General features: G+C 44.7%; 10 protein-coding genes. 4 read left to right on the top strand and 6 right to left on the bottom strand.

Annotated elements, in window-relative coordinates:
• Positions 1-116: 116 nt before the first annotated feature.
• Positions 117-668 (bottom strand): type 1 glutamine amidotransferase domain-containing protein, encoded by a 552-nt coding sequence (locus VFS25_RS09870; RefSeq protein ID WP_326461972.1) that lies wholly within the window; start codon positions 666-668, stop codon positions 117-119.
• A gap of 38 nt (positions 669-706) precedes the next feature.
• Entirely contained in the window at positions 707-2,320 is a 1,614-nt protein-coding gene (locus VFS25_RS09865) for an FAD-dependent oxidoreductase (RefSeq protein WP_326461971.1), read from the bottom strand.
• 411 nt (positions 2,321-2,731) lie between these two features.
• On the opposite strand from VFS25_RS09865, the gene corA reads away from it, so the two are divergent.
• The gene (corA, locus tag VFS25_RS09860) at positions 2,732-3,826 is read left to right on the top strand and encodes a magnesium/cobalt transporter CorA (protein ID WP_326461970.1); all 1,095 of its coding nucleotides are present in this window, start codon (positions 2,732-2,734) and stop codon (positions 3,824-3,826) included.
• On the opposite strand, the gene VFS25_RS09855 is transcribed toward corA, so the two are convergent.
• Complete coding sequence (locus VFS25_RS09855) at positions 3,823-4,476, bottom strand: hypothetical protein (RefSeq protein WP_326461969.1); 654 nt, start codon at positions 4,474-4,476, stop codon at positions 3,823-3,825. The genes corA and VFS25_RS09855 overlap by 4 nt on opposite strands.
• 39 nt (positions 4,477-4,515) lie before the next feature.
• The gene (locus VFS25_RS09850; RefSeq protein WP_326461968.1) at positions 4,516-5,019 is read right to left on the bottom strand and encodes a DUF2480 family protein; all 504 of its coding nucleotides are present in this window, start codon (positions 5,017-5,019) and stop codon (positions 4,516-4,518) included.
• A gap of 76 nt (positions 5,020-5,095) precedes the next feature.
• On the opposite strand from VFS25_RS09850, the gene VFS25_RS09845 reads away from it, so the two are divergent.
• Positions 5,096-5,422: a multidrug efflux SMR transporter gene (locus VFS25_RS09845; RefSeq protein WP_326461967.1), complete on the top strand. Its 327-nt coding sequence runs from the start codon at positions 5,096-5,098 to the stop codon at positions 5,420-5,422.
• A 131-nt stretch (positions 5,423-5,553) separates the two neighbouring features.
• On the opposite strand, the gene VFS25_RS09840 is transcribed toward VFS25_RS09845, so the two are convergent.
• Entirely contained in the window at positions 5,554-7,659 is a 2,106-nt protein-coding gene (locus VFS25_RS09840) for a peptidylprolyl isomerase (RefSeq protein ID WP_326461966.1), read from the bottom strand.
• Between the two features lie 763 nt (positions 7,660-8,422).
• Between VFS25_RS09840 and nadA the strand changes: the two genes are divergently transcribed.
• Positions 8,423-9,430, top strand: a complete 1,008-nt coding sequence (gene nadA / locus VFS25_RS09835; protein ID WP_326461965.1) for a quinolinate synthase NadA — start codon at positions 8,423-8,425, stop codon at positions 9,428-9,430.
• Positions 9,431-9,989: 559 nt separating this feature from the next.
• Here nadA and VFS25_RS09830 read toward each other — a convergent pair.
• Complete coding sequence (locus VFS25_RS09830) at positions 9,990-10,244, bottom strand: FeoA family protein (protein ID WP_326461964.1); 255 nt, start codon at positions 10,242-10,244, stop codon at positions 9,990-9,992.
• Positions 10,245-10,354: 110 nt separating this feature from the next.
• Between VFS25_RS09830 and ybeY the strand changes: the two genes are divergently transcribed.
• A complete protein-coding gene (gene ybeY / locus VFS25_RS09825) occupies positions 10,355-10,777 on the top strand; it encodes an rRNA maturation RNase YbeY (RefSeq protein ID WP_326461963.1) in 423 nt (140 codons plus the stop codon).
• The last annotated feature ends 2,450 nt before the right edge of the window (positions 10,778-13,227 follow it).

The following is a 13,227-nucleotide window of genomic DNA, read 5'->3' as shown; positions in this document are numbered from 1 at the left end:
AGCCAGGCAACCCCTATTTAACATCGCCTTATCATTCGTAATTATTCATCTTCATAATAATTTTCAAAGGCATTCATGAACGCACGCCTTTCGTAATTGACCAATTCGTAATTAACTTACGCATGTACTCCTTCCGCAATTTCTTCTACCATCTTCCTGCAAAAGGCCGGCAAATCTTTCGGGCTGCGGCTGGTTACCAAACCATTGTCCACTACAACTTCCTTATCTTCCCACTGCGCGCCTGCGTTAATCAGGTCTGTTTTAATACTGGGGTAAGATGTTACTGTTCTGCCGGCCAGTTCACCGGTTTCAATCAGGGTCCAGGGGCCGTGGCAAATAGCGGCAATGGGCTTGCTGTCGTCAAAAAAGCCGCCTACAAAAGCCACTGCATCTGCATTTACACGCAGCTGGTCGGGGTTTAAAACACCGCCGGGTAATACCAGCGCGTCGTAATCCTTGGAGTTGGCCTGGTCAATGGTTTTATCTACATCATACTCGCCGCCCCAGTCTTTTTCTGCCCACGCTTTTACTTTACCGCCGTGCAGGGATATAACATCCACCTGTGCATCGGCATCTTTCAATGCTTCCAGCGGTTTCGTAAATTCTGATTCTTCAAACCCATCGGCTACCAGTATCGCTACTTTTTTGTTGCTGAGTTTCTTTTCCATAAAAGTCCTTTTTTATAGTTAACAAATAATTGCTGTATTTAATGCGGTTGTGCTGCGGGCGCCTTTTCCCTGTAATAGAACAGGTCCTGGTTGGCAGGGCCGTTTATTACTTTGCCTTTATAGGTAAACCGGCTGCCGTGGCAGGGGCAGTCCCAGCTTTTTTCGTCGCTGTTCCATTGTACAATACAGTGCAGGTGTGTGCAGGTTGCTGATACAATGTGCAGGTCATCTTCTTCATCGCGGTACACTCCGTATTTATTTTTTCCAAGCTCCACAACCTTTCCCTGTCCCTGCTGAATGGCCGAAAGCTCCACCACATCTGCATCATAGGGGTACTCTTTCATATAGCGCAATAAGCCGCCGGTAAATTCTTTCAGCCAGGTTTTACCGGCGCGGAAGTATTTGAACCGCTGCGGATCGTATATTTTTTTCCAGGGATTTATTCTTCCTGCTATCAGGTCCGGTATCAGTATAGATGCAATGGTGGCATGTGTAAGGCCGGTACCGGAATCGCCGGTTACAATAAATACATTATCCTTGTCACCGGGGTTGCGGCCTATGTACGCCAGCGAATCCATGGGTTCCATTACCTGGCCGGACCAGCGGTAAATAACCTCTTCTATATCAAAATGTTCCCTGGCCCATTGCTCCAGGCGCCGGTACTGCGCTTCGTCCGTTGCCGGCGGCGCAAAAGCTACGCCGGTGGCATGGTCTTCACCTCCGCAGATCAGCAGGTCATGCGTTTCATCATAAGGCTGTATACGTACATAATGATAGGGGGGAATAGATGCGTTGGTGCGGAAATCGCCGGTGTCCCACCATAAAGCATGCGGTACGCTGCCTTTTGCCACCAGGGCGCCCACCACATAAGTGCGGTACGCAAACTGTTTCAGGTGAATGGTGTAGGTGTCGTTCACCGGTGTATTGGTAGCCACTACTACAAAAGCAGCTTTTATACGCCGGTCCTGGTCAGTAACAACACCCGTATGGTCTATACCTATTGCTTTGGTGGCGGTAAAAATTTTTCCACCCTTGTTTGTAACAGCCCGGGCCAGGCCCTGCAAATATTTTAGCGGGTGAAACTGCGCCTGGTTGGCAAATGCCAGGCAGGGCCCTGCCTGTGGAAGGTAAGGCGTATCATCTAGCAAAGCTACCTCCAGGCCTGCCTGGCGGGCAGCGTTATATTCTTTGGCCAGCGAATCCGGCTTGTCAGAAGCATGCAGGAACAAATAGCCTGTTAACCGCTCAAATTCACAATCTATCCCTTCTGTTGCTATAATCTGCGCAATGGTGTCAATGGCGGTACGGTGGCTGTTTGCCGCCTGGCGTATACCATCTTCTCCAAATATTTTTTCAAGATTGTAATAACGGTCATCCAGTGCTGTCACCAGGTGGGCGCTGGTACGGCCGCTTTCGCCGCTGCCAATAGCACCATCCTCTACCACCACTACCTTTTTACCCTCCAGGGTAAGCTGGTAGGCAATGCTAATACCTGCCATACCGCCGCCTATTATCACCACATCTGTTTCCAGGTTTTCCTGCAAGGGCTCATATTGCAGCGCCGGAAGCGTATCCAGCCAGTAACTGCTGTGTATGCCGGAGGTCAGGCCGCTGTCAATTCCCTTATGCTCATTTTGCTGCGCTTGCTCCATAACCACATATTTAGCTTGCCAGTTATAATCAACAAAAACGGTTCCATTGTAGATGCCAAAATGTGCTTAGGGTAAATCTTTAAGCGCCTGTTATACCTGGCTGTGGTGTACAGGTTCTTACTCAATGCGGGGAAATCATTTACTGGCAGCGGTACCTGTTAATGCTCCCATAAGAGCAATTATATCCTGCTGTTCCGGCGTGCCCAGGTGCAATAAGTCTGCAGGCAGCGTTTGTGCTTCCGGCAAAATGCCCATGCCTGCGCCACCGCCGTTATGCACGTAAGGAGCGGTAAACGCCGCGTTGAGTTACGCTTATTTTAACTTAATTTGAATTTCCAAAAGCGCTACGAGCAGTATATGGCTGGTAAAAGGCAGCTTTTTACCGCTTATTTTTACAAGTATTTATAAGTTATGCCCAAACGTATATTTCCCATTCCGGATGTGCTGAACCCTTTTAAGGGAAAAAAGCAACGTATCATGAACTATAACCCGGTTACGGGTATTGCGTCGCGCAAACCAGCAGCGGAGGTAAAGATTACTGTGTTTAACTTTAAGCAGGATCACTGTATAGAGGAAGTACTGCAAAATATAAATGAGGTATTCCAGTATACAGATACGCCTGAAACGAGCTGGATTAATATTGACGGCATCCGTAAAGAGGAGGTACATGCCATTTGCACCCGCTTTGGTATTCACTACCTGATAGAAGAAGATATATTGAACGTAGGCCAGCGCGCCAAGATGGATGAAATAGGAGACCAGTTGTTCTGCGTGCTGCCCATGATCTATTTCAACCATCAAAGCTGTACTATAGAACAGGAGCAGGTGAGCATTGTGCTGGGAAAAAATTTTGTGCTCTCTTTCCAGGAAGATCCCGCCCGCGATGTGTTTGACCCTATCCGTGAGAAGCTGCGCATTAACGGTTTCCGCACCCGCATGTCGTCGGCGGATTATTTATGTTATACATTACTGGATGTGATCGTAGACAGCTATTTTATTATACTGGACAAGCTGGGCGAACGTATAGAGCTGATGGAAGATGTTGTGCAGCATGAGGCAAACAACCGCACCCTGGCGCGTATTAACCTGCTGCGCCGCGAGCTGTTGCTGTTCCGCCGCGCCATTGCACCGGTGCGGGAGCTGGTGAACGGCTTCCTGAAAAGTGAAAATCCTTTGCTGGATGAGCATACCATGAAATTCTATAAAGACGTGTTTGACCACATTGTACATTGTAACGACCTTACAGATAACTATAAGGATATGGTGTTTAACCTGCAGGAGCAGTACCACACGCAGCTGAACCTGAAAATGAACGAAGTAATGAAGGTGCTGGCAGTGGTAACCACGCTGATGGCGCCCCTGACCGTAATTGCCGGTATTTATGGTATGAACTTCGACAATATGCCGGAGCTGCATTCTCCCAACGGTTACTTTACCGTATTGGGAATAATGGTGCTTATCCTGATTATTATGATTATTTTATTTAAAAAGCGGGGTTGGTTTTAAGGCAGGTCGCTTTCCCAGTTTTCCAGCAGCTTACTTTGGGTATCATATTTCCAGATGGCGGGCTGCAGCTGGTCATTTTCATCATAGTTACCGCCGGCTATCAACACGGTATGGTTGTTAATCCACACAACCTGTTTAATAACTGTAGAGGGACCTGTAAAAAGTATTCGCTCCCGTTTTTTCGTTTGTACGTCTACGATAGCCACTTCTGTGTCGGGCTCGCCGGACTCCAGCACCACAGTGCCGCGCGGGCCTTTGTGCAAAAAGTTACCATAGCTTACCATATCTATAACACGGGTACTGTCGGGGCTGTACACAAAAAACTGGCGGAACTGTTCAAACCGCGCTACTTCCATAGATGTAGTGTCCACATCAGCTACCGTATCTACGGCAATCCGCTCCAGGCTGTCCGGGCCAAACGTGCCGGCCATGCTGCTGTCCACCCACCCCTTCCATTGTATCAGGCGCTGTTCCGCCCAGTTCCTGAGCGTATCTTTTGCAGTAGGCGGCGCAGGTACCGCGGCCGCTGTATCTTGTGAAGGTGCAGGCGCTTTGGGCCGGTTGCAGCCGTTGCAACCCTGCAGCAGCCACGTTATAATAAGGGCTGCTGCTAAAAAAGCACGGTGATGTGTATATTGGATATAACGCATTCAGGCAGGCATTCTCTCAATCGCCGCTATTTCATCCCTTCATTTTTTCTTATAAATAGGTACGGTAGAACAGGGCTCTCCATACATTATACTTTTAACCACAGGCCTGAGCAGGCGTGTAATTTCTGCATAGGCAATTTCTCCCGCACCCTTGTCGCCGCAGCCTTTTATCACCACCCGTTTATCGGCAAATACCTGCACATCTATTTTACCCAGGTTTTGCAGGAACAGGATGTTATGTATAAAATTGGCATCGCCAAAAGCGGCATAGTGAGCTACCGGCTCCAGGTAGGTCATTATAAGCATATAAGCCCACCTGGGCACAACCGCATCCGCAGTACAGGTAATGGCTACATTTTTATTGCGGTATTGCTCCCAGTTGAGGTTTTGCATGGCTGTACGGAAATCTTTCTCCTTCAGGATCATTTCCATAAACAGGTAATCCTTTATATCAAACGTTACTATTTCCTCCCTGGGATAATAATCCTCCAGGTCCAGTGAAGTGATTGCGCTTTGCGCTACTTTATTAACAATCTCGTCCATATTAATCCTTTTTCCGTATACGAATTTACGGAATATTCCCGCCCCAATTCCGACCTTTGCGGCAAAAGCAGCAGGAATGAACTGGATTGTTTTAATTATTGCAGGATTATTTGAAGTGGCCTTTGCCTTCTGTTTGGGAAAGGCGAAAGCCGCTACGGGAAATGAAATGTATTTATGGTATGCCGGTTTTCTTATTGCCCTTACTATGAGCATGGGCCTTTTAATTAAAGCAACGCAAACCTTACCAATTGGAACAGCTTATGCCGTGTGGACGGGGATTGGGGCAGTAGGAACTGTTTTGGTGGGCATCCTGGTATTTAAGGAGCCTGCTACTTTCCTGCGTTTACTTTTTCTTACTACTTTAATTGGCTCTATTATCGGGCTGAAAGTAGTATCGCACTAAACATGGGCGCATAACAACGATATTGCCGGGCCCCGCAACAATCTCATGCTTCAGATTATTCGGTGCTTGCCAAACAAAAAGCCCGGAGCCTATGTTCCGGGCTTTTGCTATAATAAAAGTCGTTGTTATGCTTAGAAAAATTTTCCGCGGTTGTCTTCTATATCGCTCTGCTTTTTCAGCACATCAAACAGCTGCTGGTCCAGCTGGGATTTAATATTCTGTTCGTAAGCAGCGCGTTGGGTGTTGAGGTCCTGCACGGGTTGTGAAGCAGGCTGATAGCTGTCTACCTTCAGTACATACACACCGGCAGTACCTTCAATAGGAGCGCTTACCTTGGCAGTACCCCAGCTTTTGTTAAAGCTGGCGCCCACTACTTTAGGCTCAAAACCCAGGGAAGGTACAAACGGAGTACCGAAGTTAATACCTTCTGCTTTTTGCACCGGCTGGTTGGATGTTTTGGCTGCTGCATCCAGGGAAGCGGGATTTTGCAGCTTTGCAATCAGCTCATCTGCTTTCTTATGTTTTTTCACTTCTGCTTCTACCTGCGGCCTTACCTCATCCAGGGCGGCAATACCTTCTTTGCGGATGCCGGTTAATACCGCTACCACATATTTATTCTCAAAGGTGAATACCTGGCTAACATCTCCTCTTTTGGAGTCGTATGCCCAACGTACCAGCTCACGTGCCTGTCCTATGCCGGGAATTACAAAATCCATGGGACGAATATTATCGGCCAGGCGTTTGTTATAGCCTTTTTCCTGTATGTTCTTTTCAAAAGATTGCTGACTACGGTTTTGACCGGCAAATTCGCTGGCAGCAGCATAAGCTTTGCTGTCGGTTTCCTTGCTCACGTCTACCGGTTTGCTCAGGTAAGCTACCTTCACAGCAGGGCCAAAATTTTTTTGGTCCAGGATCTCTATCAGGTGATAGCCAAACTGTGTTTTTACCACTTTCATCTGTCCCTTTGTTCCTTCCAGAGCAAAATCCTTAAACTCTTTTACAAAAGGAGTAGCAGGGGTAATGTCGTATTCGCCGCCGTTATTTTTACTACCCGGATCATCAGAATACTTAAGCACCATTTCCTTGAAATCAGCACCGCCTTTAATAGCTTTCTCAATGCTGTCGATCCGGTTCCTGGCAATAGAGTCCGGTAAGCCCTGCTGGGTACCTATTAATATATGACGTACTTTAACACTGTCCGGCATGGTTTTGCGGTCCAGCATTTTAGCAAGCACCAGGTAATTATTATCTATGTAAGGACCATACACCGCACCAATAGGTAAGCTGGCAATAGTGTCTTTGTTGGGCACCTGTAAAGCGTTTTTGGAAACATACCCGTCGAAATATTTAATTTCCGAGTTACTGTTAATGAACCCTTCAATATCATCATCACTGGTAGTGTCCATTTCCCGTTTCAGGGCAGCCAGCTGCTGCAGGGCAGCGGCAGAGTCGGCAGCAGAAGGCAGGGCATCAAAAGCTACATACTCTACTTTACGGGCTTCTTCTGTTTTGAACAAGGATTTATGTGCGTTAATGTAGTTATTCAGTTCACCGTCTGTTACTTTAATAGTGGAGTCTGCGATGGTAGCATACGGTATATTCACATAAGATACATTGGCAGTCTGGCTGTTTTCCTGCTGTTGCTCGGCCGCCAGCCACTTGGGATAATATACAGCCTGTTTTACCAGCGCCACATATTTCTGCTGCATCTGTGATTTGGTGATCATTTCCTCCAGCTGGTGCAGGGCCTGGCGCATTCTGCCGGATTGGTCCTGACCAATATTTTGTAAGGCCCGCTGCATTTCTGCACGGTCAAACTGGCCGGTCTGCGGATTGGTGAATTGCTGTACAACAATCGGGTTGGGGTTTTTACCATTAAACTGGTCTACCACCTCAGCCTCTGTTACGTCAATACCCAGCTTATCATACTGTGCCTGCATGATCTGCTCGTTCAGGAATTGGTTCCATACCTGCTCACGGATATATTGACGGGTTTGTTCGTCAATATTGTTATTAGGCATTTGCTGGCGGGCGCCATTTTCCGCATCCTGTATGCGTTTCTGATAATCCGAAATATCCAGTTCTTTACCATTAACCTTCCCTACAGTAGTGGAACGGCGGAATAGGGAATTCTTGCCAAAAAAGGCATCCTGCAGCAGGAAACTGACAATAGCCAGGCAGATCACAATTACGATCACCATAGCATACTTATCCCTGATCTTCTGAATAACTGACATAATATTATATAGTCTAAAATTTTAGGGAAAGCAAAAATAGAATAAAATAACTGTAACTGCAAAACAGTATTTTTTGACCTCAAATGCAGTACAGTAAAGGATTTCAGGGCTATATCCCCCGTTTGTTGCACCAGCTGGATGCACAGTTTATCCACATTTCTGCATTTTTTAATACAATCTCACACTGTTTGCTACACATAACGAAATCGGCCATGTGTAAGGTATGGGGCCTTCGCTCCAGGAAAAAAATTTTTGCGCTTATCCACATTTTGAAAAAGGCCGGACTGCAATTCACAAAAATTTGTGTATAAAGATGAGCGCACTATAAAACGAAAGGGGTAGGTCCGGTTACGGGAAAGCGATGTTATTTATCCACAGCTCCTGTGTAAAACCACCGCATAACCCGGTGAAATAATGGGAAAAAGCATACCTATACACAGGTAAAACTAATTTTGTTATTGTGCCCGCTGGTAGTTTGGGTGGTAAAAGCGGTAAAAAGGGGAAAGTTAACCGCTGCTGTTAACATTTTCTTAATACACACCGGCAGTAAAAAATATGCACGCAAAACAATATCCACGTATGTGGATGAAATACCTAAAATCCGCTATAGTGGCCTAAATACATTGTTAATTTCCTGTGGATAGCTGAGCAAAAAAGAATAACAACTACCTTTGTACACCAGCGGAAAATTTAATTTCCACATATTCACCCCCCTAATAGTAGTGGGTTTTTCTTTTTTAAATAAATAATTAAATATATAATTATGATTAGGGAGCTAGCCGAAGCGAAAAAAAATTTGCAACGGAACGGATTTTTGGATATACCCGTAAATGTAAACCTGGATCTGTTTGCGGAAATAGAAAGGCTGAAGAAAGAAAAGAATGCCATTGTACTGGCACACTATTACCAGGAGCCCGACATACAGGATGTGGCGGATTACATTGGCGACAGCTTGGGGCTGAGCCAGCAGGCGGCCAAAACAAACGCCGACATTATTGTATTCGCCGGCGTGCACTTTATGGCAGAAACCGCCAAAATATTAAGTCCGCAGAAAAAAGTGCTGCTGCCCGACCTGAAAGCCGGCTGCTCACTGGCCGACAGCGCCCCGCCGGAGCTGTTCAGGAAGTTCAGGGAAAAGTACCCGGATCATATCGTTATTTCCTACATTAACTGCTCTGCAGGTATCAAAGCGCTCAGCGATATCATTTGTACGTCTTCTAATGCCGAAAAAATCATCGAAAGCGTGCCGGCTGACCAACCCATCATTTTTGCCCCTGACCGGAATTTAGGCAGCTATCTGATGAAAAAAACGGGTAGGGACATGGTGTTATGGAATGGAGCATGTATGGTGCATGAAATTTTCTCCCTGGAAAAGATCACCCGGTTAAAAGTACGGCATCCCCGGGCCAAGGTGATAGCGCACCCGGAATGTGAGGCGGCAGTGCTGGCTATAGCAGATTATATTGGCTCCACCACGGGTTTGCTGAAGTTCACCGAGCGGGATGATGCCCGGGAGTATATTGTAGTAACAGAAACGGGCATCCTGCACCAGATGGAGAAGGCTAATCCTGGTAAAACATTTATCCCCGCTCCGCCAAACAATGCCTGCGCCTGCAATGATTGTCCGCATATGAAGCTGAACACGCTGGAGAAACTGTACCTGTGCATGGAGTATGAAGAACCGGAAATTACTATGGATGAACAGCTGCGTATTGCCGCAAAAAAACCGATTGACCGCATGCTGGAGATCAGCGCACGATATGGTTTATAATATAATTAACTGATTATCAATTAATTAAAACAAATAATTACTTTCATATAAGCTTTTAGAAGGGAAGGCCCTGAGAATGCGTTATAAGAGGGCATCCCGGGGCTTTCCCCGTTATACCTCATTCTAAAACCCTTGATTCAGTGAGGGAAATATGGTTGTTTGTTCACAGCTAATACACATTTGAAAAAGAGCCGTCTTTTTATATGTAATAAAATTAGTAACAGTTTCACAATGTGAAATTGAGTGCTCACAAATGCAGTTTTGGAAAAAGGAGAGGGTACCTAATTTCATTGAGTAGGGTTGGCCATAAAATAATAGCCATTGCTTTTTTGCACGAGGTAGTTACTAACAAAAACGGTTATACGAAATAATTTTTCTTCACCGGGAAAGTAAACGTGAAATATTCTATGAGCAAATTCGGGTTAACAACAAGCAGCAATAGGAAGGCGATCAGGAGGTTTACAACCGGTTTACCAGAAGATTTCAGGTACCCTTGTTGATCAGCTGCTGACTAAAAATATTTAGAAAGAGTGGAGAAATAAATTTTGTAGTGTGCTGTTTAACCAATTTCCTCTACCCAAATAAAATCGGCTTCTGTTTTACGGAGCGATAAATTGTAGCCGGCTACCATAATAGAAATCGGATCTCCCAGTGGTGCAATTTTTTCCACCCTTACCGTTTCTCCAGGTACGCAACCCATTTCCATTAATTTTATGTGAAGGTCATCTTTTTCGAAGGAGGTGATCACCGCACTTTTACCAATTGCAAGGGCAGATAATTTTATCGGAAGCTTACTCATTTTCTCAGCCGTCATTTAATCCATGAATACGCAAAGGTACCCCGGGAAAAGCACAAAGCAAAAAACAGGAGCTGGCTGGTAATAAATTTCACTATATTTTTACATCTGCTTTTACAACAGGAATTATGGCTATACATTTTGATGCGCATGAGGTAAGTGTTACCCTAAAACAGAAAACCAAACTCAAAACTTTTTTGAAAGATATTTTCGAGCGGGAAGGTCAAAAGCTCAGGGAGCTGCAATATGTATTTTGTAGTGACGCTTACCTGTTAGAGATGAACCAGCAATTTCTGCAGCATGATACCTATACAGACATTATCACTTTTGAGCTGAGCGAAATACCCGGGGAAACAGTAGGCGAAATTTATATCAGTATTGACCGGGTGCGGGATAATGCTGCTAAGTTTGAAGTAAGTGAACAGCAGGAATTGCACCGGGTAATTTTCCATGGTGCGCTGCATTTATGTGGTTATAAAGACAAAACAAAAAAAGAGGCGGCGTTGATGCGGGAGAAGGAGAATGAATGTTTGGCCGCTTACTTTCAGTAATAATAGGTGGTTCTCCTGAACTGTTACATGTTAGGGGATTTTTTCTTCTTTTTCCTGCCAGGTTCTTCCTCTTTCTTTTACTGCCCTGTTTTGTAAGGTGAATCAGTATTTTAATTGTTACCCTTGTTCCATGATGCTTGCTTAAGAAAGGTTTTGCTTTTAAAAAAGCAAAGCCATTTTCATTTGGCGACGGTTTAAGTGTACAGCTCCAGGAAATAATTTTTGGTCTTAAAAGACTGCGATGATTTAGCGGTGATTAGTGAGCAGACAGTTGGCGCCAGGGGAATATAGTTCTTCACATGGTAAAGGGCAACCGACCGATGTTTATCAATTAGCTCTTTCGCGGGTGCTCAATGGTTTCGGTTCTTAATGGTGATGGATTTGTTGAGGCTGATACCTGAGTTCATGATGCTATAAGGAGTGCTTCTCTTTGAATACACACTGTAGCCGCGGTCCCTTCAAATTTATAACACTATAAAGGAACATAAGTCATGGCGCAGGTAACTAAAACCTAAATCTATTTTTAGCATACTTAGTAACCTTTGCCAGTCTTACTTGGAACAGAGAACCAATTGGCCAAATACCGCTACAACCTCCCAGTGAAGACTGCACTATAACCGGGAGATGAAGCGGGCCTTAAAGGGGTTAGTAAAAGCACTATGTTTATAATGTACAATACTTACATATGGGGCCATGGCATTGATACAATATACCCTTGCAGCTTTCCTTTTTGAATTTTAAACGATCCAAGGAGTACTCATAGTCACGGTTTTAAACGATCTCATAGAATTACTTTAGGCACCAGGCAAAAGCACTGCAGATGAAACATTCTAAAAGTAAAGGCTGTCAGGGTTTGCCCAAGTATATTTATTTTCCAATGGTAGATGGACGGGCCGCCCTTAGGGGTTATTCAGCCCGGCAGTAACTGATGAGCTGCTGGAGTAGGATCATACCATAAGGGGATCTTTAACCTGCATTACAATGGTTCAGGTATGACTGTACTGAAATTATTCAGGGAGAGGGGAAGTAAATAGTTAGCCGGAAAGGAAGATACTGTTTTTAAAACGAACGGATAAGAGAGGATAAGCATGATGCCTGGGCTTTAGGTAACTCAACAGCTTGAACTGGTTCCAACTCAGATGTTAAGCCAAAATTGTGTATCCTGCCTGTCAGCTCTTAATATTAATTAACCATTCTATCTTGTAAGTGCTATTTCATACCAAAACTTTCCTGATGTAACTCATAATTCATGAATGTTCCACGTGGAACATTCATGTTTTTACTTCCTCTAGCCGTTTAATCTTGAGAAAACGCAGGACATTCCTTTTATACCCTCTTCTAAAGAAGTCATCCATCATCGTTTTTTAAACTACAAACTGATGCTTTAAACTAGGGAACATCTTTTTTAAATGCCTGGTACTTTGAAAACTTTTAGCGCTACTGTGGTACTTACACCTACAGTATTTTAAATACTCACTGCGTATTTAGCTGCAGAGGTTTTAGTAGGTACTGATTTATGCGTAATTCTGTCCCGTTTACTCCACGATAAGTTTGGACTGGCTTTACCTTCTTATACCCGAAAGGGTATAGCTAGCCGGCGCCTGGCCAACTCAATTTCCAAAATATCTTATAGGAAGAATGCTGAAATATTCCCTTAATATTAGCAGCCGCTAATATAAAACCAGTGGGTGTAAGGGTGGTTACTACCCGGTTTTATTGTATCATCTATTTTTAAGGGTTCTGTTTAGGGCATTTGCCAATGGGTATACAGTGTCTGAGCAAGGTACGTGATCTATTTTAAATGGCTTCATTCACGCATTGGCTAATTGATCTTTCATTAGAAATGTCGAAATAATACCGGTTGGGAAGATGGAGGTACACCGGGGAAGGGGAAAGGTGGATCTAACATCTGGATGAATCCGGCGTAGATACGCTGGTCTTTAAAACAAAGATGGAAAGGAATAACAGGCAGGGGTAATATGCCTCATGATATAAAGCCGTATTATCCGCGGCGATGCGGCTAGGCTGCTAAGAGTAATATGCCCATGGTATAAAGCCACGATATTATTGCCTCTACCTGGCGAATCGCCCCGCTTAGTTCTCATAAATCCCAATCCTATTTTGACCACATCTATGCTCTAGCAACATCCTATACAGTCCTGTTCAAAAAACTAACCATATGTTGCTGGCTCTTGTGTGTTGGTCACATTGTTTATTATTTACCAAAACACATGGAGGTTAACCAGCTACCCCATCCAGGAACCTTTTTCAGAAAATATACTCCGGACGATTGTTGAGGTGGCAACGTGATTATTCAAACATACCTATCTCCAATGTTCCACGTGGAACATTCAAACAATTACCTCACTTATGCCTGCTTATATGTAATTTTGCACCTTCTACAATACCAATTGAATATGTTTCCTTCTTACGATGTTATAGTGGTGGGG

Origin of the sequence: Chitinophaga sp., assembly GCF_035761305.1 — a bacterium.
Classification (GTDB): domain Bacteria; phylum Bacteroidota; class Bacteroidia; order Chitinophagales; family Chitinophagaceae; genus Chitinophaga.
Note: the sequence above shows the minus strand (reverse complement) of the source record. Positions and strands in the feature narration are given on the sequence as shown.